Source organism: Sulfitobacter sp. W002, assembly GCF_025142135.1.
Classification (GTDB): Bacteria; Pseudomonadota; Alphaproteobacteria; order Rhodobacterales; family Rhodobacteraceae; genus Sulfitobacter; species Sulfitobacter profundi.
In genome coordinates this window covers 2,477,544-2,502,618 of sequence record NZ_CP081126.1, presented here as the reverse complement: position 1 = coordinate 2,502,618, position 25,075 = coordinate 2,477,544, and the positions used below count along the sequence as shown (strand labels likewise).

The window sequence follows — 25,075 nt, the reverse complement described above, 5'->3', positions numbered from 1 at the left end:
ATTTCAAGGCAAGATTAAGGCAGATTTCCAAAAGGGGCACTAATTGACCACTTCAGACCATATCGTGCGGGACCACAAACCAGTCACGCTGCTCGGCGGCGGAGAGGTCTTTGAAGGAGACATCGGCGCGGCACTGGCGCTGGCACCCACCTGCGTTGCGGCCGACAGTGGCGCCGCGCTGGCTCTGGCGGCGGGGGTGGACCTGGCGGCGGTCATTGGCGATTTCGATTCCGCCCCGGCAGAGGTGTTGGCGCGGATCCCATCAGAGCGGTGTCACCGGATCGCCGAGCAAGAGAGCACGGATTTCGACAAGGCGCTGACCCGGATCGACGCGCCGCTGGTGCTGGGGGTTGGTTTTACCGGGGCGCGGCTGGACCATCAGCTTGCGGCTTTCAATACGCTCGCCGCCTATCCGGATCGGCCCTGTATCTTGTTGGGCGCGCATGAGATCGTGCTGCTCGCGCCGCCGCGCATCACCCTACCGACGAAGGCGGGGGATGTGGTCTCTCTCATGCCATTGGCACCGGTGACGGGGCGCAGCCGTGGATTGGAATGGCCGATTGACGGGCTTCAGTTTGCGCCCGGTGGCCGGGTTGGCACGTCGAACCGCGCTTTGGGGCCCGTCGCGCTTGAGATGGACGGCCCCGATATGTTGCTGATCCTACCGCGTCGCCTTATGGCGCCACTGGCGGCGCAACTGCTGCGGCCAGATCACGCGCAGTGGCCCGCTCGCGCATGATCACGTAGAGACCCGCGCTAACGCTGATCAGGATGCCCAAACCTGCGAGTGGATTGGGCAGGTCGGAGAAGATGAGCAAACCAAGCAGCGTGGCGAAGGGGATTTCAAGATATTGCATCGGCGCCAATGTGGCCGATGGGGCAAAGCGCAAGGACCATGTCATCAGCAGATGCGCGATCGTGCCAAGAACCCCGATGCCGAGCAGCAGGGTCCAGTCGAAGACATCGGGTTGTATGATCTGTAAAGGCGCGAATTCCGTGATGGCGCCGAGCGCCAGCAACGGCAGGATCATCACGACAGCCATCACCCCGCTCACGGCTTGCAGGCTGATCGGGTCCGTCTCCTTGGCGATCTGGCGGGTGACCAGCATAAAGAATGAAAAGACGACCGCCACGACGATCGGCAGCAGTGCGGGCCAGCCGACGTTCACGAAACTCGGCTGCACGATGAGAAGCGTGCCGAGAAACCCAACGACGCTCGCGCCCAAACGTCTTGGGCCGACCTCTTCCTTTAAGATGAGTTTGCCGAGCAGCAACATGAAAAATGGCATGACGAAAGCAATGGCAACGGCATCGGCGAGGGGCAGGTATTTCAACGCGGTGAACATGGCGGCAATGCCCGCCATATGCAGCAGGGTGCGCAGAAGGGTCAGCCGAAACACCCGCCCGCGCATGCGCCAGACGCGGCCAGAGTACCACACGATGGGGATGAGGATCAGAGCTTGAAGGGCGAAGCGGAGCAGCACCACCTGGCCCAACGGGACCGAAGCGCCCAGTAGCTTGGCCACCGCATCGCCCACGGGCGCTACGATGCAGAAGCCCATCATCAGGGCTATTCCGATAAGGGGCCGATCCTGTTGCATTGCGTTACGCTAAGGAAGGTTTGTGTTTAATGCAATCTTTGGTTGAGGCTGGCTGATTTGTATCGCGTCCTTTTCGCAGAGGCAGAGGCAGAGGCAGAGGCAGAGGCAGAGGCAGAGGCAGAGGCAGAGGCAGAGGCAGAGGCAGAGGCAGAGGCAGAGGCAGAGGCAGAGGCAGAGGCAGAGGCAGAGGCAGAGGCAGAGGCAGAGGCAGAGGCAGAGGCAGGATGCGGGTGGAAAGGCTGACAAAATGACCGTCGTCGCAGGGGACGTTGATTGCGATTGCCTGCTTACGAAGACCCGGCGGTGGACAGTGGTCTATGCGAACCTAACACCCCCAAAAGGACTTTCGTCTTGTCCTAAACGCAACCGGCGCCGCGAATGCGACTGACACTTGCCCGACAGAAGGGCGTCCGGCGCCTTTGGTCCCGGTTTCGTTCTGGGCCTCAGGTTCAAGCCGCGGGGCGGCTCAGGTTCACCCGGTTTCGACCGTGGGTTTTCGCCGCGTAGAGGGCCTGATCTGCCTGAGCCATCAACGCTTCCGAGGATAGCGGGCGGCCCTCTTCCTCCATCGGGCCGACGGAGAGACCGATGCTGATGGTCACATGTATCGGTAGGGGAGTGCCGGGAACGACGAAGCCGCGATTGCCGATATCGGCACAGATCGCCGCCGCCGTTTTTTCGGCATCCGCAAGGTTGGTCCCCGGCATGACGATAAGGAATTCCTCCCCGCCAATCCGCGCGACAAGGTCCATGCCGCGCAGATTGTTGCGCAGACGTTCCGCCGTTTGCACCAGCACCGAATCCCCCGCGGCATGGCCATAGCGGTCATTGATGCCTTTGAAATGATCCAGATCGGCGACCATCACCGAAAAAGGGCGGGCGGTTTCAAGGGCATGTTCCGCGATGTGATCCAGATGGGGCAGGGCATAGCGGCGATTGTGCAGCCCCGTCAGAGGGTCGAAAACGGCAGCCTTCAGCCCTGTGCGTACCGTATCGCGAAGTTGGTCCGTCATCCGTTTGCGCCGCAAGATCGCATGAAGACGCAGGGCCATTTCCGCGGGGTTGAAGCCTTCGGTCATCAGATCGTCCGCCCCCAGATCAAGGGCAGTGGCGGCAAGTGCTGCATCGGGGGCCAGTTGCACCACCAGCAGCCCGGTGTGGCGGGTCTGCGCGTTGGCGCGCAGGGTCGAGATCAGGCGCAGAGCCGCCGTGGCAGGCACGGGAGCTTGAGGCAGGACCAGTACAAAGGCGTCTGGCGGCCCATTTGCGGCGGCGGCGCGAATGGCCTCCTCCGGGTTGGCGAGGGTGAGGCGCGCGCGCAGTTGGGGGCGGAGGTGTTTGGCCCAATTCACGCTCATCGCGCTGTCGGAATGGATGATCACACAGTGGCTGCGGGCTGTGAATTCCGCCGTAAATTCAGCCGCGGGTTCCGCCAACCCGAGCGCGCGTGACGTATCATCGCGCATTTCCCATTCGTCTGCCGCATTACGGGCGCGAATGAGGCTGCGCGCCCGGCCCAGCAACAGCGTGCAATCAAGCGGTTTGAGCAACACGTCGTTCGCCCCCGCTTCGAGCGCGGCAAATCTATCCACCGCTTGATCGCCGTTGCCGATGGCCAGCACCGGAAGCTGCGCGCTATCGCCAGAGGCTTTGAGCGCGCGGCATAGGTCCGCCGCCCCGCCACCCGGAAGGGTCAGGGCACAGATCACCAGATCCGGCGGGTTGTCCCGCACGCAGGTCAAAGCCTCTTCCATATTCTCTGCCTGCACGACGTGATAGTATGCCGCACAGAGCTTGACCTTGAGGGCGATCCGATTGGTTGCAATCGCATCTGCAATAAGGATGGTCCCTTGCACGACAGCTCCTTCACCGTACAAATCAGTTTGATGAGACTGTCTTTGCCCCTTAATGGTTAACAAAGGGTTTCCAACCTTTAGCAAAAGACGGTTTTCAATGTCCTATACCCAAGACTCCGCCGAAACTTTGGCGCTTCAGGCGCTGGGCTGGCTCGCGGCGAATGATGATCTGTTGCCGGTGTTTCTGGGCAGCACGGGCGCGTCCGAGGCGGACCTCACAAAACAGGCCAGCGACCCTATTTTCCTAGGCGCTGTGCTGGATTTTCTGATGATGGACGACGCCTGGGTCATCGGGTTTTGCGACCATCTGGCGATACCCTATGAACGGATCATGCAAGCCCGCGCGGCGCTGCCCGGTGGGGAGCAGGTGCATTGGACTTAAGAAACGTTAAGGGTCTGCTCTTTGACAAGGACGGCACCCTTTTTGACTTTGCCGCGACTTGGGAACCTTGGGCCGAAGCCTTCTTGCTGCGGGTCTGTGATGGGGGGCGTGAATTGGCCGCGCGGGTCGGGGCAGACATTGGATTTGACCTTGCCACCCGCCGCTTTGCCCCAGACAGTATCGCCATCGCTGGCACGCCGCAGCAGGTGGTCGATGCCTTGGCCCCGCATTTCCCTGAACGGCCGCCTTCGGACCTTCTAGAATTAATCAATGCCGAGGCGGCCCGCGCGCCGCAGCGCGAGGCGGTGCCGCTCAGACCGTTTTTGCAAGGGCTCCGCGATCGGGGGCTGCGCCTCGGCGTGGCGACCAATGATGCGGAACACCCCGCGCGGGCGCACCTGCTGGCGGCGGGGGTGGTTGATATGTTCGACTTTATCGCAGGGTTCGACAGTGGGCATGGGGGCAAGCCATCACCGGGGCAGTTGCACGCCTTTGCGACGCATGTGGGCCTGCCGGCCTCCTCCATCGCGATGGTCGGCGACAGCATTCATGATCTAGAAGCCGCGCGCGTGGCGGGCATGGGGCGGATCGCGGTGTTGACCGGACCGGCCACAGCAGAAGATCTCGCCCCGCACGCCGATCTGGTCCTGCCGGATATCGGCCATTTGCCGGGGCGGTTGATCTAAGGCTGGCTTAATCCTTGATCACCCGCGCGCCTTCAAGAATTCCCTCTTCGAGGGTATCCCCATGCAGGACCGAGATATCGCCCGTCGTCTCCAACACAACGGCACGCACCTCCGAAAAGCGCAGCGCATTGGCCTCCCGCAGCTTGGCAATCAGGTCGGCGCGCGCGACGCGGGTTTCGCTTAGGGCGGCGTCGAAAATTTCACCGTCCCGCATCAGGATCACAGGCTCGTTCTGCACGACTTTTTCGAATTGGTCAGAGGCTTGCCGTATCCGTGCGATGACGAATTGCGCACCAAGCAGGGCGGAAATGGCTAAGGTCGGCTGCGCAAACTCTGGCCAAGTGGTGGCTTGACAGGCCCCGGCAAGCAGCGAGCCTGTGGCGACCGTGGCGACGAAGTCAAAGGCGGTCATCTTTGAAAAAGTGCGCAGCCCGATCACGCGGACCACAAAGATCACCCAAGTCAGCGCAATGGCAGAAAGAAAGAGCGCCCGGGCGAGGATATCAAGCGGAATGTGGTCGAAAAACATCACCCGTGCCCCCCGTTCAATGCCTTGCCCCGCTGGATAAAGAACCGCCCCAAAAGCACCACCATCGCCATGGCAATCAGCCCCAGATAGCGCTCATAGATGCCGTCGATCCCGGTGGGCAGGAAGAAGAACGGCGGGGCGGAGACCAGCCACAGAAGCGAGATGACCTTGAGCGCCTTGGCAAGGAACGCAGAGATATCAGCGAAACCTTTCGACAGCAGCCAAGGCACGGCGAGCATAATCAGCCCAAGCGCGTAGACCAGATAGACATGGATCACCACGCCATCGGAATCGCGGTCCCCGTATTCGTTTCTTGCGCCGACCAGAAAGACAATGAGCCCCAGAAGGGCGAGGCCAATGGTGGCGATGCTCCACCACCGATCGCCGAAATGCACATGGGCACAAAGCAAGGCACAGGCAATCAGCGCGGTGGAGAAGGCATAGATGCCGATGTCGACGATGAATTCATACCGCCCCGCACCCAGATCGCTGATCGTGTCGGCGATCCAGTCATGATTCGGCACCACAAAATCCGCGATCAGGATCGAGACGGCGAATATCACACAGCCAAGGATGGCGACCCAGCCCAGACAAACCATAAACCCCGGCGCGCTATGCTGCCGGGGGGCTGTGACGTGATTGCTCATATTGCGACACCCTTTTTTACTTGAGGTCTGACACCAAGGTCAGACCCAGACCCTCAGTCCGATAGCCGCGAGCGTTCTTCGGCGTTGGGGCTTCCTGCGGGGGCTTCGTCCAATGTGGCCTCAGGGCGGTGCAGGTCTTTTTGAGGCTTCTTGGGCGGTGTCTTGTCATCGTCCTTCGGGTGTTTGGGATCATCGCTCATGGATACGCTCCTCACTGGATGGGGGAGAGGCGGGGCGCCTCCTCTCTCCAATACCGAACGCGCGGAATGTGGCGGCGGTTCCGGGTGCGGTTCCGGTCTTTGGGCGGCCGGTGGGCAACGCAATTTCCTGACAACTGTATTCATCAGGCCAATCTTAACCACTGCAACGGCAATCTGCTCTCGGGAAAAATGGGAATGAGGCAGTCATGCACGGGCTTATCAACCGCAGCATTCAGAACTACTTTTGTGCCAACTACGGGCAGAGACTTTGGGCCGAGGTGGCCTCTCGGGCCGGGTTGGACTTTACCGAATTCGAGGCGATGCTGACCTATTCGGATCACATCACTCCGGCTGTCCTTGAGGCGGTCTGCGGCGTGCTGGACCGGCCCCGGGCCGAGGTGATGGAAGACGTCGGCACCTTCCTTGTGGCGCAACCGGGCTATGAGGCCGTGCGGCGTTTGCTGCGCTTTGGCGGGGTGAGCTTCAGTGACTTTTTGCAATCGCTCGACGATTTGCCGGACCGGACGCGCCTTGCCCTATCCGAACTGCATCTGCCTTGGGTCGAACTGCGCGAAGACCCCGATGGCCAGTATTCCTTGATCTGCGAAGCCCCGCTCGTTGGCTATGGCTCCCTTATGATGGGGGTCTTGCGGGCCATGGCCGATGACTATGGCGCGCTGGTGCTGCTGGAGCACTGCGGGCGATCGGATGGCATCGAGGTGCTGAAGATCATTCTGGTCGAAGCCGAATTCTCGGAAGGGCGCCGGTTTGAGCTTGGGGCGCGGGCATGAGCGTAGGGTGCCATGATCCGGCGGTTCTGGACAAGCTATGTCCGATGCATCTGCTGTTGTCCGCCAATGGCGAGATCCGCCACGCCGGGCCGACGATCCAAAAGCTGCGCCCGCAGTCCCCGCTGGCGGGGCGGCATTTTCTGGAAACCGTCACCGTTAAGCGGCCCCGCGGGATTGACGGGATGAAAGACCTGCACCGGGCCACGGGGGTAAAGCTGCACCTCGCCTTTCGCGATTCCCCCCGGACCGAGCTGAAGGGGCTGCTGGTTCCCTTGGGGGATCGGCGGCTGATCGTGAACCTCTCTTTCGGGATTTCGATTTTCGACGGGGTGCAGGACTATGCATTGACCAATGCGGATTTCGCCGCCACCGATCTGGCGATCGAGATGCTCTATCTGATGGAGGCGAAATCCGCCGCGATGGAGGCCTCCCGTCGCCTGAACCTGCGCCTGCAAGAGGCGCGGATCACGGCAGAAGAACAGGCCTTTACCGATACGCTGACCGGGCTAAAAAACCGCCGCGCGCTGAACGCGGTGCTGGAGCGGTTGATCACTGCCGGAGAGGGGTTCGCGGTGATGCATGTCGATCTCGATTACTTCAAGGCGGTGAATGACAGTCTGGGCCATGCCGCGGGCGATCATGTGCTGCAAGTCGTCGCCCGGATTATGCAACAAGAAACCCGAAGCTCTGACATGGTGGTGCGGTTGGGCGGGGATGAGTTCACCGTGGTTCTGCCCGATGTCCGGGGCGAGGGCATATTGCGGCGGATCGGCCAGCGGATCATCGACCGGCTTGAAGAGCCAATCCGCTACAAGGGCGAGGTCTGCAAGGTTTCCGCCAGCATCGGCACGGTCTGGATCCAGCGCGGCGACCGGCAACCGCGCGAGGTGGTTCTGGCCAATGCAGATGCCGCGCTCTATGCCTCGAAACACGCTGGCCGCGCGCGCCACACGTTCTTTGACCCCGCCCTGCGTGCGGTGGCCGGGCCCGCCGTCGCGCCCGGTCAAAACGGTGGCAGCTAATCGCTCGGGGCGTTGTCGCGCGGATCAGAAAGGCATGGCGGCAGTGGACCGCGCAGATTGCCTGTCGTATCACAACGGCATGAAATCGCCCCTGCATCTGCTCCGCCGCCTGCGCCAACGCCTGCATGACGCCCGCCGCCGTGCGCGCTTTGCGGCCTCCTTGCAACATCTGCATGGGCCGAGCAAACTGGACGTGGCCCCGGGTGAGGTGGTGCTGATCGCCTTGGTGCGCGATGGCAGCTATTACCTCGACGCCTTCTTTCGCCATTACCGCGCCATGGGCGTGCAACATTTCGTTTTCATCGACAACGGCTCGCGCGATGACACCATCGCCCGGATCAAAGCGCAGAAAGGCACGGTGATCGACCGCTGCACCCTGCCGCTGGCCGGGTACGAAGACCTGATCCGCCAGTATCCCGCGCAGACCTACGGTAGAAATCGCTGGTGTCTCTATGTCGATATGGACGAGATTTTCGATTTCGAAGGGCGCAGCCAGATTGGCATCAAGGGGCTGACCGCCTATCTCGACCGGCAGGGCTATACCGCCTTGGTGGCGCAGATGCTTGAGATGTTTCCCAAAACCAGCCTCGCTGCCGCGGCGGGGGTGCCCTATAAACAAGCGCTGCAATCCTTTCTTTATTACGACATCAGCGCGGTGCGCAAAACCGACTACCACAGCCCCGAGATTCCGTTCTCCGCGCTGCTGGCCGACAATGATCTTTCCAACGATGCGGTGAAGTTCGCCTTTGGCGGGGTGCGCGGCAAGGTCTTTGGCGAGAACTGTTGCCTGACGAAACACCCGCTGATCTTCAACGGGCCAGAGGTCACACCGGCGCGGCATCCGCATCTGTCCTGCGGGCTGCGCGTGGCGGATATGACGGCAGTGATCAAACACTACAAGTTCGCCAATGACGCCGCCGCCCGGGATGCCGAGACGCTGGGCGCAGGCAATCTGGCGCATGGAGAAGACGCACGCCGCATGGCGGTGATCGGGCAAAACCCCGATGTCTCGCTCTTCTCGCTGGACGCGCGGCGCTGGAACCGGGTCGAACTTCTGTACCGCGCGGGCTTTCTGGTGCCCTCCGACGCTTACAGCGCCCATGTCGCCGCTTGGCGTGATGAGCATGCCGCATGAGCATCGGCGCCGTTGTCATCGGACGCAACGAAGGCGCCCGGTTGGAGCGATCCTTGCAGGCTTTGGCGGGGCAGGTGGCACAGATTGTCTATGTCGACAGCGGCTCAACCGATGGGTCCGTCGCTGCGGCGCGGGGGCTGGGCGCGGAAGTGGTCGAACTGGACATGCAGCAGCCCTTCACCGCCGCGCGAGCCCGCAATGCGGGCGTGGCGGCATTGACCGAGGGGATCACGCTGGTGCAATTCCTCGATGGCGATTGCATCCTGCGGGACGGCTGGCTGGCGGCGGCTGAGGCCCAACTGAGCGCGCATCCTCAACTCGCCGTGGTCTGCGGCAGACGGCGCGAGGAACATCCCCAAACCTCGATTTACAACAGTCTGATCGACGCAGAATGGGACACGCCGCCGGGCGAGGCGCGCGCCTGTGGTGGCGATGCGCTGATACGGCTTGAGGCGCTGCGCGCCGTGGGTGGCTACCGGGCAGAGATGATCGCCGGAGAAGAACCAGAACTGTGCCAGCGGCTGCGCCGGGCGGGTTGGCAGATATGGCGGCTCGACGCCGAGATGACATGGCATGACGCGCAGATCACCCGGTTCAGCCAGTGGTGGCGGCGCAGCCTGCGTGCTGGTCACGCCTTTGCCGAAGGGGCGGCGCTGCATGGCGCTGGTCCCGATCGCCATTGGGTGGCCGAGACGCGGCGCGCCGTACTTTGGGGCGCGCTTTTGCCTGCGGTGATTTTGCTGCTGGCGCTGTTGCTGCCGTGGGCCGCAGTCGGGCTGATGCTGCTCTACCCACTGCAACTCTTGCGGTTGATCTGGCGCGGCGGGGCGGCTTGGGGCTTTTTCACCCTGCTGGGCAAGTTCCCCGAAGCCTTGGGCGTGCTCAAGTATCACATGCGCCGCGATGGGCGGATCATCGAATACCGCTGACGCCTAGCGCGTCCGCCAAGCCTCAAGCGTCAGGCGCGGGAGGATCGCGAAACAGCGCGCATAGCGCGGCACCATCCGCGCCGGGCTCTGCAGGGCACGCCAAAACCACTCCAAAGCCAGCATCCGCATCCATTTCGGCGCACGGCGCTGCCGCCCGGCCAAAAAATCCAATCCCGCCCCGACAGAGGCGAACCCCACCCCCGGCGCAACCTCACGCCCGCGCCCGGCGAGGATCTCTTGTTTGGGCGCACCTAGCGCCAGAAAACACAGCCGCGCCCCGCTGTTGGCGATGTTGTGCAGGGCGGTATCCGCCTCGGCGCTTTCGGGGTCGAAGCCCATCGGCGGGGCGGCGATGTGGCAAATCTCCAGCCCCGGCACACGGGCCCGCAGGGCCGCTGCGGCTCCGTGAAGGGCTTCCTCATCACTGCCGAAGACCGCGATGGGCAGCGATTGCTCGGCGGCCATTTCGCAAAGCGGGATGATCAGATCAGAGCCGGGCATCAAGGCAACCGGCTGCTTGGCCAATTGCGACAGCCAGACAACGGGGCGGCCATCGGCCACGATCAGATCCTGCGCGTGATAAGCGGCGGCGAAGCCCGCATCGCGGGGCAGTTTGGTCAGATGGTCGAGGTTGAGCGTGGCAAGCGCGAATCCTTGGCCCTTGGCAAAGCGCGCGCGCAGGGCTTGAAACAATGCGGCCCTTGTTGCCACATTAACCACTACCGCGGCATCGCCCTTGCCATACTTCATACCGCGCGCCCCGCCTTTAGGCTGCCACCGACAGGCGCAAGGGAGGAGGGGGAACGCTTTATGTAATTGATTTCACATGCCATCTATCAACCACGCCCGTGCCAGATCGAACCTGCCGCAAAACTAGCGGGATGACAGGGCCGGGGCCAGATGGTATTTTCGCCCCGCCCCATCCTGCCGCGCATTCGCTCGGCTTTTGCGAAGGACATCATGCCAAATCCCGTCGCCTATCTGATGCTGCTGATCTGGCCCTTCGTCTGTCTGGGGCTATTTCGCAACCTGCCGCTGCAGCGGGCGTTGATCTGGTCGATCTTGGGGGGCTATCTTTTCCTGCCGCCGCTGGCCGAATTCAACCTGCCGCTGGTGCCGGGCCTCGACAAAGTGTCGATCCCGAACCTGAGCGTTTTGTTGATCATCTGGCTGGGCACGCAGGAGAAACTGCAGCTTTGGCCCGCCTCTCGTTTGGCGGGGTTCTTGGTGGTGGGGCTGGTCTTTTCCGCTGTGCCCACGGTGCTGACCAATGGCGATCCAATCCTGTTTCAGGCAATCCGCGGGTTTGAGCCGATCCTCTTTCCGGTGGATGCCCTGCCGGGTCTGTCGATCCGCGACATCGGGTCGGTCCTGATCGGCCAGATGCTGATGCTGGTGCCCTTCTTGCTGGCGCGGCAGTTCCTTGCGGACGAAGAGGGCCTGCGCGAGCTGTTGCTGGCCTTTATGATCGGCGGGCTTATCTATTCCGTGCCCTCGCTCTTTGAAATTCGTTTCTCTCCGCAGCTAAACACCTGGATTTACGGGTTCTTTCAGCACTCCTTTGAGCAGATGATGCGCAATGGTGGTTTCCGGCCTATCGTGTTTTTACCGCATGCGCTGTGGCTGGCGATTTTCATGTGTATCGCGCTGTTGTCGGCGGTGGCGCTGGCGCGGCAGACCCCGGTGATCGACCGTTGGAAAATGCTGCTGTTGGCGGCTTATTTGGGCGTTGTTCTGCTGCTGTGCAAAAGCCTTGCCTCCATCGCCTATGCGCTGCTTTTGGTGCCGATGGTGCTGCTGGTCCCGGCGCGCTGGCAGATCCGTCTGGCGGTGGTTTTTGCGGCGGTGGCGGTGATCTATCCGATGCTGCGCAATGCCGGGCTGGTGCCGCTCGATGCTATCCTCGCGCAGGCCGAGGCGATCAGCGCGGACCGGGCGCAGTCGCTTGGTTACCGGTTCATGAACGAAGAACGGCTGCTGGCGCGGGCCGCTGAAAAGCCGTGGTTCGGCTGGGGTGGATGGGGGCGCAACCTGATCCGGGATGCGACCAACGGCAATATCCTATCGATCCCGGACGGCCGCTGGATCATTGTTTTCGGCACTTTCGGCTGGGTCGGGTACCTTGGCGAAATGGGTCTTTTGGCGCTGCCGATCTTTCTGATGGGGCTACACCTTTACCGACAGGGGGATGCGGGCCTATCCCCTTGGATCGCGCCGCTGCTTTTGATCCTTGGCATTACCATGATGGACATGTTGCTTAATGCCACGCTGACGCCGCTTACTTGGCTTACGGCCGGGGCGATCCTCGGTCATGCCGAGGGGCTGGCGGCGGCGCGCAGGGGGCAGACCGCACTTGATGCCAACGCAAATCCCGCGTTGCAGGCAAAGCGGACGGTTTTCTGAACTGGCATCTGCTCACTGTTCCGTGAAGTGATTTTGTCCAGAATAGACCCAAGTGCACTTTCTGGGCTCATTTCTGACAAATTTTCCTGTTGTATGCTGCACCCGAAGCTTAAATTGAACCTTGAAGGCTCATCACTGTAGTCGAACGGGCGATGGGACATGTGTCGCAATGAATAGCACAGACAAAACTTTTGCACGCGATGATATCGCGATTGTCGGCATGTCGGTGAACGTGCCGGGGGCCGAAGGAGTCGACGCCTATTGGGCGAACCTCCGCGATGGCGTGAGTGCGCTCAAACGGCGCGACGCGGCCGAGCTGCGCGCCGCCGGAGAGAGCGCCGAACGTATGGCCCGGCCAAACTACGTGCCCGTCACCGCCGAGATGCCCGGCTACGACATGTTCGACGCCGAGTTCTTTGGATTCTCCCCAAAAGACGCCGCCATCCTCGACCCGCAGCACCGCAAATTTCTTGAGGTCGCTTGGGAGGCGATGGAGCAGGCGGGGCATATGCCCGAAAGCCTCTCTGGCCCCGTCGGCGTCTATGCGGGCTGTGGCATGGGCAGCTATTTCTATTTCAACATCTGCTCGAACCCCGATCTGGTCGATGATGTCGGCATGTTCCTGCTCCGGCATACCGGCAACGACAAAGATTTCCTCTCGACCCGGGTCAGCCATGTGCTTGACCTCAAAGGCCCTTCGATCAACCTGCAAACCGCCTGTTCGACTTCGCTGGTGGCAATTCACTATGCCGCGCAGGCGCTGCGGGCGGGTGAAATCGACATGGCGCTGGCGGGCGGGGTGACGATCGAACTGCCGCAGGGCAGGGGCTATGAGTTCAAAGAGAACGAAATTCTCTCCCCCGATGGTGAATGTCACGCCTTCGACCACCGCGCGCAGGGCACCGTCTTTGGCTCTGGCGCAGGGGCAGTGGCGCTGCGGCGGTTGGAAGATGCCATTGCGGATGGGGATCCTATTTGGGCGGTCATCAAAGGCTCGGCGGTCAACAACGACGGCGCGGCCAAGGCGGGCTATCTGGCCCCTTCGGTTGATGGGCAGACGGCGGCCATTGCCCGCGCGCTCGACAATGCAGGCGTGGCGGCGCAGAGCATCGGCATGATCGAATGCCACGGCACCGGCACCTATCTAGGCGATCCGATTGAGGTCGCCGCCCTGACCCAAGCCTACCGGGCCGAGACGCAGGCCGAAGATTTCTGCCGCATCGGGTCGGTCAAAACCAACATCGGCCACCTCGACACCGCAGCGGGCGTGGCGGGGCTGGCCAAGGCGGCGCTGGCGTTGCACCACCAGCAAATCCCCCCCTCGCTGGGCTATGAAGCGCCGAACCCGGCGATTCCCTTCGAAGGCTCGCCTTTCCGCGTGAACGACCGGCTCTATGACTGGCCTGCGGCGGCCACACCGCGCCGTGCGGCGGTCAACGCGCTTGGTGTCGGCGGGACCAATGCGCATATGATCCTTGAAGAGGCCCCCGCCCGTGCGCTGTCCGAGGAAAGCGATTTCCCTTTCCATGTGCTCTGCCTTTCGGGCCGGAACAAAGCGGCGTTGGACGCCAACAGCGCCGCCCTCGCGGCGCATCTGCGCGCGCATCCCGAACAGCCCTTGGCCGATGTGTCCTTCACCCTGAAAGAGGGCCGTCGGGGTTTCGACCAACGCCGCATCTTGGTCGCCGAAACCCATGAAGAAGCCGCGGCCCTTTTGGAAGGCGGCGACAGCCGCCGTGTCTTTACCCATGACCACCTTGGCCCCGAGGCTGAGGTCGTTTTCATGTTCCCCGGCGGCGGCGCGCAATATGCCGATATGGCCCGCGACCTTTATGAAACCGAGCCGGTCTTTGCCGAATGGATGGACCGGGGGCTCGACCATCTCGCGCCGCAGCTTGAGTATGACATCCGCGCGATCTGGCTGCCTGAGCCCAAAGACCGCGCAGCGGCAGAGGCCAAGCTGAAACGTCCTTCGGTGCAATTGCCGCTGATCATGATCGTCGAATACGCGCTGGCGCAGCTTTGGCTCTCTTGGGGGGTGAAACCCGCGGCGATGGTGGGGCATTCCATGGGCGAAAATGTCGCCGCCTGCCTTGCCGGGGTGATGCGCTTTGAGGAATGCATCGACCTTGTCCTGCTGCGCGGACGGCTCTTTGATGAGGTGCCCGCAGGCGGGATGATCAGCATCTCCGCTCCGCTGGATCAGATCACGCCACTTCTGGGCGAGGGGCTTGATATCGCCAGCGTCAACGGCCCGGAACTGATCGCGGTCTCCGGCCCGGACGACGCGCTAAAGGCGCTGCAAGCACGGTTGGATGCTGCCGGTCTCGACCATCAGCGCATCGCCATCGACATCGCAGCCCACTCGCGGATGCTGGACCCGATCCTCGACCGATACCGCGCTTTCCTTGCCACGCTTGACCTGCGCGCGCCGCAAATGCCCTTCCTGTCGAACCGTACAGGCAAGAGGATCACGGCGCAGATGGCGGCGGACCCCGACTATTGGGTCGAACAGCTGCGCAACACGGTGAATTTCGCCGATTGTATCAGCACGTTGAGCGCTGACGCGCGGCGGGTCTTCCTAGAGGTCGGACCGGGCAAGGCGCTTTCCGCCTTGGCGCAGATGAACGCGGATGTGGCGCCGGGGCAGGTGATTTCTTCGTTGCGCCACCCCGAGCAAGAAATCGCGGATGATGCCTATTTCCTCAGCGTGATCGGGCGGCTTTGGGCCTCGGGGGTCGAAGCTGACTGGGCGCAGATCTGGGGCGAGGCACGGCGCAACCGCGTGGTGCTGCCGACCTATCAATTCCAACGTGCGCGTTATTTCATCGAACCGGGAGAGGCCGCGACCCGCCCCGCAGAGCAACCGCTGCAACGGCTGGATGACATCAGCGATTGGGGCGCGCTGCCGCATTGGCAACCGCGCTACGCCGAAGGGGATATGGCGCTCTCCGGCCCGGTGAACTGGCTTGTCTTCGCCGATACGGCGGGGCCGGGGGCCGAGGCCGCCGCGCAGTTGCGGGCCAAGGGGCATCGCGTGGTGCAGGTCGCGGCGGGGGATGCCTTTGCCCGCGTCACCATGGATCACTTCACGCTGGCCCCCGAACAGGGACGGTCGGGTTATGACCAGTTGATCGCGGCGCTTCAGGCCGAAGGGCAAATGCCCGACCGGATCGCGCATTTCTGGCTGACCGATGATCAGGTCGCCCCGCGCCCCGGCTCCAGCAGGTTTGACCGCAATATCGAACAGGGGTTCTGGAGCCTGACGTGGCTCGCGCAGTCCTTGGCCGAGGCCGAGATTGACGCGCCTTTGCACCTTAACGTCTTCACCACCGGTGGGGCGCAGATCGCGGAAGAGGGGCTGGCATATCCCGAAAAGGCGCTGATCTCTGGCCCCGTTGGCGTCATGGCACGAGAGGTGCCGGGGCTAACGGCGAGCCAGATTGACCTGCCCGTCGCATTATCCGTGGCGCCGGCAAGATGGTTCGCGAAGCCAGCTGACCCTGCGCCGGTGATTGATCCCGGTGACCTGATCGAAGAGCTTTTGGCCAGCCCGGCCAACCTTCAGGTCGCCCATCGTGCTGGCCGCCGCTATGAATTGGGCTACCGCGCAGCCAGCCTACCGCCAAGCGATTTGCCGGGGTGGAAGCCGGAGGGACATTACCTCATCACCGGCGGTTTCGGGGGCATCGGGCTGACCCTTGCGGCAGACATTCTTGAGACGCCGGGCACCCGTGTCATCCTGCTGAGCCGCGCTGCGCTTCCGATGCGCCACGAATGGGACAGCTACCTTGCCAGTCACGGCCCCGCCGATGCCACGGCCCGCCGCCTGCGTGCCGTTCTGCGACTTGAGGCGCAGGCGGCGCAGTCGGGCGGGGCGGTCGAAGTGGCCCGCGCGGATGTCACCAACCTTGCGCAGATGCGCCGGGTGATCGACGATCTGACCGCCCGCCATGGGGGGCTGACAGGGGTGATCCATGCCGCCGGGGTGCTGGACGATGCGCCGCTCTTGGCCAAATCCGACGCGGGCATTGACGCGGTGCTGGCCCCCAAGGTGCAGGGGCTGCGGGTCTTGGACCAACTGTTGCCCGATGGCGCGCTTGACCTGATGGTGCTCTTTTCCTCGACCTCTACCGCCAGTCGCGCGGCGGGGCAGGTGGACTATGTGGCGGCGAACGCCTGGCTCAATGCCTTTGCGCAATCGCGGCGCGGCGCGAAGACCCGCGTGGTCGCGGTGAACTGGGGCGTTTGGGCCGATGTGGGCATGGCCGCTGACACGCTTGCGGGGGGCGGTGCCGTGGCGCTGCCTGCCCGCGCGATCAATGCGGCGCTGCTTGAAACCGCAGGGTCAGGCGACAGCGGCGTACCGGAATTCACCACCGAGATCGCCACCTCACATTGGCTGCTCGACCAGCACCGCACCTTGGATGGCCGCGCGATCATGCCGGGGACAGGCTATATTGAGCTTTTGGCCGAAGCCGCGCAGGCTCAAGGGCTGCAGGGGTTCACGCTGCAAGACCTCTATTTTCTGCGTCCCCTGCCGCTGGCCGATGGGGCGCGGCGCAAGATCAAGATCACCCTGACCCCCGAGGGCGCAGGTTTCGCCTCCGAGTTGTGCAGCGCCTGTGTGGTCAATGGCAGGCCCGCGTGGCAGTTGCATGTCCAAGCGCGATTGACCCCCACGAGGCGCACGGCCCCCCCTCTCGATCTTGCTGCCCTCGCGGCCCGTTGCGAGGACGTGGCCGAAGCCGCGCCCGGGGGCCGTCTGCCCGCCGTTCAAGAGGCGCATCTGAAATTCGGCCCGCGTTGGCATGTGCTGCAACGCACCGCTCTGGGACAGGGTGAGGGGCTCGCCGCGCTACGGCTGCCCGAAGCCGCGCAGGGCGATCTAACAGATGGCTATGTGATGCACCCCGGTCTGATGGACATCGCCACCGGTTGGGCCATGGCGCTGATCCCCGGCTATGCCGCGCGCCACCTCTGGGTGCCGCTGTCTTATGGTGAGATCACGCTTCACGCGCCGCTGCCTGCCGAGGTCCGCTCGCACGTCCGGCTTGCCGAAGGATCGGCGGCGGAGGGCTTGGCCCGGTTCAATGTGACGATCACCGATGCGCAGGGAACGGTCCTTGTCGATGTGCGCGATTTCGCGATGAAACGGCTCGAAGGGGCCTTTGCCGAGGTGCCGCCGCCCGAGGCCCGCGAAGTGGTCTTTGAGGATGCCCAAAGCACCGACAGCTTCAGCCCCGCCGAAGAGCGTTTGGCCCGTCTGGTGCGCCAAGGTATCCGCGCGCAGGAAGGGCCAGAGGCCCTGCGCCGTGCGCTGGCGCTGGATGCGCCACAGGTCATGGTGTCCTCGCTGCCCTTGCAGACGTTGATTGCCCAAGCCGACGCGCCGCTGACCGATGCCTCCGCCCAAGGGCAAAGCTTTGAGCGGCCCGATCTCGACGGTTCTTTCGTCGCCCCCCGCAATGGGATCGAAGAGAAACTGGCCGAGATTTGGTCGAACCTTTTGGGCGTTAGCCCGGTGGGGGTTGAGGATAGTTTCTTTGACCTCGGCGGCCATTCCCTGATCGCTGTCCGCCTGTTTGCGGCGGTCAAGCGCGAGTTCAAGGTGGAATTCCCGATCTCCGTTCTGTTCGAGGCTCCCACGATCGCCAAATGCGCAGCGCTCATCGCGGCGGAGCGCGGGGATTTGGCGCAGACGGAGGCGGCTGATACGGCAGCGGCGGCCCCGCAGCAGCGCTTTGACCACCTCGTACCGCTCAATCAATCGCCGCAGGATGCAACGCCGCTTTTCGTGGTGGCGGGGATGTTCGGCAATGTGCTGAACCTGCGCCACCTTGCCTTGCCATTCAGCGGCGAACGCGCGGTATATGGTGTGCAGGCCCGTGGGTTAATCGGTGACGCTGCCCCCCACGAAGAGGTGCAGGCCGCCGCGGCCGACTACATCGCCGAGATCCGTGCGCTGCAGCCCCAAGGGCCCTATCTGCTGGCCGGATACTCTGGCGGCGGGATCACGGCCTATGAGATGGCGCAGCAGTTGCAGGCGGCAGGGCAAGAGGTGGCCGTTCTGGCGATGCTCGACACGCCGCTGCCCGTCCGCCCGACGCTCAGCAAGATCGACAAGGCGCATATCAAATTGGCAGAGCTGCGGCGGAAGGGCCCGGCCTATCTGCTTGAATGGGCGCGCAACCGCTGGGCGTGGGAGCGCGCGCGCCGCCGGGGGCCTCAGGAGGCGGGCGGCGATGGCGAGGGGGGGGCTTCCTTTAACAGTCTGCGCATTCAGGCGGCCTTCCTGCGCGCGATGGAGCGCTATGAAACGCCCCAGTGGGACGGGCCGATGACACTTTTCCGACCACCGCTCGATCGGCATTGGGCTGTATCTGCCGAGCAGTATGTCACCGCGGAAAAAGAATATGTCTATGAGGACAACCAGTGGCGGCAATATGCGCCGCGCTTGCAGGTGATCGAAGTGCCGGGCGACCATGTGAGCATGGTTCTGGCGCCGAATGTGACCGTCTTGGCGCAGGAACTCGCCGAGGTGATCGCGGCGGCCCTGCCCAAAGGCGCAGGCCACGACCAGCCCGCTGATCAGCCTCAGGCCACGGCGGCGGAATGATGCAACAATCACCCCGCCTTTTGGTCATTATTCTCAACTACCGCACCGCAGAGATGACCCTGCGTGCGGCTGAGGCCGCTTTGGCCGATATGCCCCAGGCCCATGCCGAATTGGTGATCGTTGACAACGACAGCGGCGACGGTTCTGCCGCGCTCTTGGCGCAGGAAATTGCCGCGCGGGGCTGGGGTGCGGGCAATCGGGTGCGGCTAATTACATCGCCCCGCAACGGTGGCTTCGGGGCGGGCAACAACCTTGCCATGCGGGCGGGGATGTCCGACGGGGCAGCGCCGGATTTCGTGCATGTGGTGAACTCGGATGCCTTCCTTGATCGGGGCTGTATCCAGACGCTGTTGGGCCATCTACAGAACCATCCCCGCGCCGGGATGGCCGGAAGCCATGTGCGCGGCGAGGATGATCTGCCCCATGCCACGGCCTTCCGGTTCCCCTCTGCCGCGGGCGAGTTGGAAGCTGCCGCGCGCTTTGGCCCGCTGACGCGCCTGCTGGCCGCCTCGGTCGTGGCCCCCCCCTTGCCGGAAGAGGCCGCAGAGGTCGATTGGGTGGCCGGTGCCAGTGTCATGATGCGGTGGGATATGCTGGCTGAGATCGGTCTCTTCGACGAAGCGTATTTCCTTTATTATGAGGAAACCGACCTTTGCCTGCGTGCCGCGCGGGCCGGGTGGGAGTGCTGGTATGTGCCGCAGGCGCGCTGCGTTCACGTTGGCTCGGTCTCGACCGGGATGAAGGAATGGCGCCGGATGCCGCGCTATTGGTTCGACAGTCGCCACCGCTATTTCGCCAAGAATCATGGCCGCGCCTATGCCGCCTTGGCCACCTGTGCACGGCTTGCCGGGGGCGGACTGCACCGCCTGCGCTGCCTGCTGACCGGACGCCAGCCAGAAGACGCCCCCGGTTTTTACCGTGACCTCGCGGCCCATGCGCTCACGGCGAGGCGCGCGGCCCCCGCCGTCCAAGACCCAAGCCGTAGCCCCGCCACGGAGGACCGCTGATGACCGCCAGCTTCAAGACAGACCCGTTTTCCGCGCTCTTGATGGGCGACGAATCTCTGACCATCGCCTGCGGTGACATGCTGTTGGCGGGCGGCCATCGGATCGCCGCCGTAATCACCCGAGATGACACGGTACGCGCTTGGGCCGAAGGGCAGGGGCTGGTCCTCTGCCGCGATGCGGAAGAACTGTTGCCCATGGGTCTGGCCGCCGACTGGCTTTTGAGCATCGCCAACCTGCGGCTGATCCCTCAGACGGTTCTGGCCCTGCCCACACGTGGCGCGGTCAATTTCCACGATGGGCCCCTGCCGCGCTATGCTGGACTGAACACACCCGCTTGGGCAATCATCAACGGTGAGGCGCAGCATGGGGTCAGTTGGCATCTGATCGAGGCGGGCGTTGATACCGGCGACCTGTTGGCGCAGCGAGAGGTAGAGATCGCGCCCGATGAGACGGCCTTTAGCCTCAACTCCAAATGCTACGCCGCCGGGATGGAAAGCTTTGGCGCAGTGCTGGCCCAGTTGGAAAGCGGCAAGCTGCAAGGCATCGCCCAAGACCTGAGCCAGCGCAGCTATTTCGCGAAGGACAAGCGGCCCGAGAACGGCGGGCTGATCGACTTTACCAAGACCGCAGGAGAGATCAGCGCGCTGGTCCGTGGCTTGGATTTCGGGGCCTATTGGAACCCCTTGACCACGGCAAAACTCGCAGGCGCAGCAGGCACGGTGCTGGCCGTTTCCCGCGTGGAGGTGCTGCCGGGCCAAGGCGGCACCCCCGGCGAGGTTGTCGATGTCGACAGCACGCGGGTGGTCGTGGCGGCGCGCGATGCCCATGTCGCCCTCTATGATCTGCGCGATATGGCGGGTGAGAGTATTGCTCCGGCCCAGTTTTTTGCCCCCGGTGATAAAGTGCCCCACACGGCGGGCAGGGCTCCGGCCTCGGCTGAGGAGGCACATTGGCGGCGCGCTTTGACCGGGTTTGACGCGCTGCCGGTCCTCTTGGCCACCGCATCTGAAACGGCAGCAACATGGGCAGAGCGAGAGATCGCGCTGCCGCAGGGGAGTGACCTTTCGCAGCAGGCCGCAGCCGCAGCCCTTGTCGCGCTGCGCAGCGCCGGGGCAACAGAAGGCGGCATCGCCCTCAGCCGCAAAGGGGAACCCGCGCCGCTGATCGCCGATTGGCTGCCGATCACCATCGCGGCAGAGGCAGGCTTGCTCGTGGCGGAACTGATCGCACAGGTGGAACCACAACTTGCCCGCGCGAAGGACGCGGGAGGTTTCGCGCGTGATCTGCCGCTGCGCGACCCGGCGATTGAAGCGCTTGGCACCCCGGATTTTGCGTTGTCCTTTGACAGTGAACCGCTCGCGGGCGCGGCGCTGACCCTCTGCCTCACGGCGCGGGGCGCGCGGCTCTTTGCCGACAGCACGCGACTGACCGATGCCGCGATCGACCTCCTCGCCGCGCGGTTTGAGGCGGCTTTCGCCAACATCTCCGAGGCTGCGGATTGCGGCACCGTCTGGGCCCTTCCAGAGACCGAGACGCAGCTTCTGACCCGCGTCAACGCGACGACGCGTGACTATGAACCGCTCACCATCCATGCCGCTTTTGAGGCGCAGGTGGCACGCACACCCGAGGCCCCCGCACTGGTGTTCGAGGGAGAGACGCTTAGCTATGCCGCGCTGAACGCCCGTGCCAACCAATTGGCGCATGTGCTGCGCGACATGGGGGCCGGGCCGGGGATGCCGGTGGCGCTTTGCGTTGCACGGGGGGTGGACCTGCTGGTGGGCACGCTTGGCATCCTGAAAGCTGGCGCCGCCTATGTGCCCCTTGATCCGGCCTATCCGGCGGACCGTCTGGCGCATTACCTTTCAGACAGTGACGCTGCGGTCGTGGTCACGCAATCGGCCCTTTCCGCCAGCCTGCCCGCGCAAGGCGCGCAGGTGTTGGAGCTGGACCGCGACCCGCGCCTCGCCACGGCTTCGGACGTGAACCCTGCCGCCAGCGCGGGGCCGGATGACCTTGCCTATCTGATCTATACCTCCGGCTCGACCGGGACCCCCAAGGGCGTGATGGTCAGCCACGGCAATGTGGCAAATTTCTTTGCCGGGATGGACGACCGGATCGATCATGAGGCGGGCGCTGTCTGGCTCGCTGTCACCAGCCTCAGTTTCGATATCTCGGTGCTGGAACTGTTCTGGACCCTCGCGCGGGGGTTCAAACTGGTGTTGGCCGGCGACGATAGCCGGGCGCTGATGTCGAACGGGCCGATCGCCACAAGCGACCGCAAGATCGACTTTAACCTGTTTTATTGGGGCAATGACGACGGTGTCGGCCCCAAGAAATACGAGCTGCTGCTGGAAGGTGCGCGATTCGCCGATGCCAACGGTTTCAACGCGGTCTGGACGCCCGAGCGGCATTTCCATGCCTTCGGCGGCCCCTATCCGAACCCCTCTGTCACAGGCGCTGCCGTGGCTGCGGTGACGCAGAACCTTGACGTGCGGGCCGGGTCTTGCGTCGCCCCGCTGCATCACCCCGCGCGGATCGCCGAGGAATGGGCGGTGATCGACAACCTGACAAACGGGCGCGTGGGACTGGCCATCGCCAGCGGGTGGCAGCCCGATGACTTCGTGCTGCGCCCTGAGAACACGCCGCCGCAGAACAAGCCCGCGATGTATGACGCCATCGACCAGTTGCGCAAACTCTGGGCCGGGGAGCCGGTGGAATTCCTCCGTGCCGATGGCACGCCCCACGCGGTGGTAACGCAGCCGCGCCCGGTCTCGAACAGGCTGCCGATCTGGGTCACCACGGCGGGCAATCCACAGACATGGAAAGAAGCCGGGGAAATCGGGGCCAATGTGCTGACCCACCTGCTCGGCCAATCGGTGGAAGAGGTGGTGGACAAGATCAAGATCTACCACGACGCCCTGCGCGGTGCAGGCCATGACCCGGCGGATCACAGGGTCACCGTCATGTTGCACAGCTATCTCGCCGAGACCCGCGCCGAGGCCGAGGAAATCGCCCGCGCGCCCATGAAGGACTACCTGCGCTCGGCGGCGGGGCTGATCAAACAATACGCTTGGGCCTTTCCGGCCTTCAAGAAACCGGCCGGCACGACGAACCCGTTTGAGATCGACCTCGAAGGGGTCTCAGCCGAGGAAATGGATGCGATCCTAGAGTTCGCCTTTCAACGCTATTTCAACGACAGTGGCATGTTTGGCACCGTGGCAGATGGGCTGGCGCGGGCCGAGCAACTCAAGCGGATCGGTGTGGATGAGATCGCCTGCCTGATCGACTATGGCATTCCCACCGACAAGGTGATGGCGGGGCTGAAGCCGCTGGCCGACGTGCTGCGCGGCGCCAATGCGGGTGGGCAACCGGCAGAGGACGACCACTCCATCGCCGCGCAGATCGTGCGCCACGGCGTAACCCATCTGCAATGCACGCCCTCGATGGCGCAGATGATGGTGATGAACGATGAGGCGCGCGGCGCTTTGGCAAGGGTAAAGGCGCTGATGGTCGGGGGGGAGGCGTTGCCCGGCACGCTGGCGCGCGCCTTGCGTGCGGCGACGCCGGCACAGATCCAGAACATGTATGGTCCGACCGAGACCACTATCTGGTCAACCACCCATGTGCTGCAAGACACCCACAGCACCACGGCCCCCATCGGCACACCGATTGCCAACACGCAGGTTCATGTCCTTGACGCCGCGCGGCAGGTGCTGCCGATCGGTGCGGCGGGTGAACTTTGGATCGGGGGCGCTGGCGTGACACAGGGCTATTGGCAACGGGCCGAGATGACCGCCGCGCGTTTCATCGACGACCCTTTCGCGGGCCACGGTCGTCTCTATGGCACGGGCGATTTGGTGCGCATGGACACCGACGGCGTGCTGCATTTCGAAGGCCGCGCCGATGCGCAGGTCAAGATACGCGGCCACCGGATTGAGCTTGGGGAGGTCGAAGCACGGCTGGCCGATCTGCCGGGGGTGCGTCAGGCCGTGGCCCTGCTGCGCGATGATGCGGGGCCGGGTGGTGCGCAACTGATCGGCTATGTGGTCGCCGATGCGACGGTCGACAGCGACGCGGCGCGGCGGCAACTGGCCGCCCATCTGCCCGATATCATGGTGCCACAGGCCATCGTAACGTTGCCCGCCATGCCTTTGACGCCCAACAAGAAAATTGACCGCAAGGCCTTGCCCGCCCCGGTCAAGCGCAGTGCTGCACCTGCCGCCGCGCCACAGACGGCCACGCAAGACGGCAGCAGCCAAGCCGCCATCGCGCAGGTCTGGGGCGCGCTTTTGGGCATCGGGGACATTCGCGGCAGCGATAACTTCTTTGCTCTTGGGGGTCATTCACTGCTGGCGGTGCAGGCGCATCGCGATATCAAGGTAGCCTTGGGCGCCAGCGCGCTGTCGATCACCGATATCTTCCGTTTCCCGACCCTTGCGGGATTGGCGGCGCATATTGATGGATTGGACGGCCAGAAAGCCGAACCGCCCAAGGCGCCCCCAGCCGCCGAAACGCCTGCCCGGTCCGAAACCATGTCGAAACGTCGCCTCATGCGTGCCGAGCGCGCCCGCGGGCGGGGTTGAGGTGACGGCAGAGGCCGAGATCAAGACCGCAGTTCGCAGTCTGTTCGATCTGCCAGTCGCCGTTGCTGTAACACAGATCGACAGGTCCCATCCGCCATTGCTGGGGGACGAAGCCGCCATCATAGCACGTGCACGGCCCAAGCGCGTCGCCGAATTCACCGCCGGACGCCACGCCGCACGCGAGGCGATGCAGGTCCTTGGCCACCCGCCAGCGCCGGTGCTGGCCAGGCCCGACCGCGCGCCGGTTTGGCCGCAGGGCCTGACCGGTTCGATCAGCCATTCCGATGTGTGGTGCATCGCCGTGCTGGCGCGGTGCTCTGATGTGATGGCACTGGGCATCGACATCGAAAAAGACAGCCCGCTGCCCGACGACCTGATTGCAGAAATCTGTCTTCCGTCCGAGATTACCCGCCTCGGGGGGGCTGATCTCGCCGCCGCCAAACGCATCTTCTGCGCCAAGGAGGCGGCCTATAAGGCGCAATATCCGCTCACCAAAACGCTCTTTGGCTTTGATCGGCTGGACGTCACCCTATCCGCCGAAAACCCCGCTTTTGACGCGCAATTTACCCAAGACACTGAACGCTTTAAGCGCGGCGAGAAGCTGCCGGGGCGGATCGTTTCGGTGGCGGGCCACCTTGTCAGCGGGGTGGCGATTGGGCAGATTGATCGCAAAGGAGCTTGATCT

Annotated in this window: 19 protein-coding genes; 13 read left to right on the top strand and 6 right to left on the bottom strand. The window is 63.7% G+C overall.

The window, feature by feature from the left end:
• Window positions 1-43 precede the first annotated feature (43 nt).
• Window positions 44-739 carry a thiamine diphosphokinase gene (locus K3758_RS12260; protein WP_259945327.1) on the top strand — a complete coding sequence of 232 codons (696 nt, stop codon included), beginning with the start codon at window positions 44-46 and terminating at the stop codon, window positions 737-739.
• Here K3758_RS12260 and K3758_RS12255 read toward each other — a convergent pair.
• Window positions 675-1,601 (bottom strand): DMT family transporter, encoded by a 927-nt coding sequence (locus tag K3758_RS12255; protein WP_259945324.1) that lies wholly within the window; start codon window positions 1,599-1,601, stop codon window positions 675-677. The two genes, K3758_RS12260 and K3758_RS12255, sit on opposite strands and share 65 nt — an antisense overlap.
• Before the next feature lie 57 nt (window positions 1,602-1,658).
• Between K3758_RS12255 and K3758_RS12250 the strand changes: the two genes are divergently transcribed.
• Window positions 1,659-1,844, top strand: a complete 186-nt coding sequence (locus K3758_RS12250) for a hypothetical protein (protein WP_259945321.1) — start codon at window positions 1,659-1,661, stop codon at window positions 1,842-1,844.
• 206 nt (window positions 1,845-2,050) lie between these two features.
• Here K3758_RS12250 and K3758_RS12245 read toward each other — a convergent pair whose 3' ends face one another.
• Entirely contained in the window at window positions 2,051-3,457 is a 1,407-nt protein-coding gene (locus tag K3758_RS12245; protein WP_259945317.1) for a diguanylate cyclase, read from the bottom strand.
• Between the two features lie 97 nt (window positions 3,458-3,554).
• Here K3758_RS12245 and K3758_RS12240 point away from each other — a divergent pair, with 97 nt between their 5' ends.
• Together K3758_RS12240 and K3758_RS12235 are read left to right on the top strand one after the other, a co-directional pair.
• The gene (locus K3758_RS12240; protein WP_120351495.1) at window positions 3,555-3,839 is read left to right on the top strand and encodes a DUF3572 domain-containing protein; all 285 of its coding nucleotides are present in this window, start codon (window positions 3,555-3,557) and stop codon (window positions 3,837-3,839) included.
• Window positions 3,830-4,525 (top strand): HAD family hydrolase, encoded by a 696-nt coding sequence (locus K3758_RS12235; RefSeq protein WP_259945311.1) that lies wholly within the window; start codon window positions 3,830-3,832, stop codon window positions 4,523-4,525. The genes K3758_RS12240 and K3758_RS12235 overlap by 10 nt, the downstream gene beginning before the upstream one ends.
• Before the next feature lie 7 nt (window positions 4,526-4,532).
• Here K3758_RS12235 and K3758_RS12230 read toward each other — a convergent pair whose 3' ends face one another.
• Genes K3758_RS12230 through K3758_RS12220 form a run of 3 tightly spaced genes read right to left on the bottom strand, consistent with a single transcriptional unit; the run spans window position 4,533 to window position 5,901 of the window.
• Window positions 4,533-5,054 (bottom strand): DUF421 domain-containing protein, encoded by a 522-nt coding sequence (locus tag K3758_RS12230; RefSeq protein ID WP_259945309.1) that lies wholly within the window; start codon window positions 5,052-5,054, stop codon window positions 4,533-4,535.
• Window positions 5,054-5,701, bottom strand: coding sequence for a DUF998 domain-containing protein (locus K3758_RS12225; RefSeq protein WP_409202606.1), 648 nt, complete (start codon window positions 5,699-5,701; stop codon window positions 5,054-5,056). Before K3758_RS12225 ends, K3758_RS12230 begins: the two co-directional genes overlap by 1 nt.
• Window positions 5,702-5,754: 53 nt before the next feature.
• Window positions 5,755-5,901, bottom strand: coding sequence for a hypothetical protein (locus K3758_RS12220; RefSeq protein ID WP_259945307.1), 147 nt, complete (start codon window positions 5,899-5,901; stop codon window positions 5,755-5,757).
• A 206-nt stretch (window positions 5,902-6,107) separates the two neighbouring features.
• On the opposite strand from K3758_RS12220, the gene K3758_RS12215 reads away from it, so the two are divergent.
• Genes K3758_RS12215 through K3758_RS12200 form a run of 4 tightly spaced genes read left to right on the top strand, consistent with a single transcriptional unit; the run spans window position 6,108 to window position 9,778 of the window.
• Window positions 6,108-6,692, top strand: a complete 585-nt coding sequence (locus tag K3758_RS12215; protein ID WP_259945304.1) for a heme NO-binding domain-containing protein — start codon at window positions 6,108-6,110, stop codon at window positions 6,690-6,692.
• On the top strand, window positions 6,689-7,714 hold the full coding sequence (locus K3758_RS12210) for a GGDEF domain-containing protein (RefSeq protein ID WP_259945302.1): 1,026 nt from the start codon (window positions 6,689-6,691) through the stop codon (window positions 7,712-7,714). The genes K3758_RS12215 and K3758_RS12210 overlap by 4 nt, the downstream gene beginning before the upstream one ends.
• A 43-nt stretch (window positions 7,715-7,757) precedes the next feature.
• Entirely contained in the window at window positions 7,758-8,849 is a 1,092-nt protein-coding gene (locus K3758_RS12205; RefSeq protein ID WP_259945300.1) for a glycosyltransferase family 2 protein, read from the top strand.
• Window positions 8,846-9,778 carry a glycosyltransferase family 2 protein gene (locus K3758_RS12200; protein ID WP_259945298.1) on the top strand — a complete coding sequence of 311 codons (933 nt, stop codon included), beginning with the start codon at window positions 8,846-8,848 and terminating at the stop codon, window positions 9,776-9,778. The genes K3758_RS12205 and K3758_RS12200 overlap by 4 nt, the downstream gene beginning before the upstream one ends.
• A gap of 3 nt (window positions 9,779-9,781) precedes the next feature.
• On the opposite strand, the gene K3758_RS12195 is transcribed toward K3758_RS12200, so the two are convergent.
• Complete coding sequence (locus tag K3758_RS12195) at window positions 9,782-10,528, bottom strand: WecB/TagA/CpsF family glycosyltransferase (RefSeq protein WP_259945297.1); 747 nt, start codon at window positions 10,526-10,528, stop codon at window positions 9,782-9,784.
• A gap of 150 nt (window positions 10,529-10,678) precedes the next feature.
• Here K3758_RS12195 and K3758_RS12190 point away from each other — a divergent pair, with 150 nt between their 5' ends.
• From K3758_RS12190 to K3758_RS12170, 5 genes are all read left to right on the top strand, one after another.
• Entirely contained in the window at window positions 10,679-12,181 is a 1,503-nt protein-coding gene (locus tag K3758_RS12190; RefSeq protein ID WP_259945294.1) for a hypothetical protein, read from the top strand.
• A 169-nt stretch (window positions 12,182-12,350) separates the two neighbouring features.
• The gene (locus K3758_RS12185) at window positions 12,351-18,800 is read left to right on the top strand and encodes a type I polyketide synthase (RefSeq protein ID WP_259945292.1); all 6,450 of its coding nucleotides are present in this window, start codon (window positions 12,351-12,353) and stop codon (window positions 18,798-18,800) included.
• Window positions 18,797-19,807 (top strand): glycosyltransferase family 2 protein, encoded by a 1,011-nt coding sequence (locus K3758_RS12180; RefSeq protein ID WP_311201514.1) that lies wholly within the window; start codon window positions 18,797-18,799, stop codon window positions 19,805-19,807. The genes K3758_RS12185 and K3758_RS12180 overlap by 4 nt, the downstream gene beginning before the upstream one ends.
• The gene (locus K3758_RS12175; RefSeq protein WP_259945290.1) at window positions 19,807-24,390 is read left to right on the top strand and encodes a MupA/Atu3671 family FMN-dependent luciferase-like monooxygenase; all 4,584 of its coding nucleotides are present in this window, start codon (window positions 19,807-19,809) and stop codon (window positions 24,388-24,390) included. Before K3758_RS12180 ends, K3758_RS12175 begins: the two co-directional genes overlap by 1 nt.
• Window positions 24,362-25,072, top strand: a complete 711-nt coding sequence (locus K3758_RS12170) for a 4'-phosphopantetheinyl transferase (RefSeq protein WP_259945289.1) — start codon at window positions 24,362-24,364, stop codon at window positions 25,070-25,072. The genes K3758_RS12175 and K3758_RS12170 overlap by 29 nt, the downstream gene beginning before the upstream one ends.
• Window positions 25,073-25,075 lie beyond the last annotated feature (3 nt).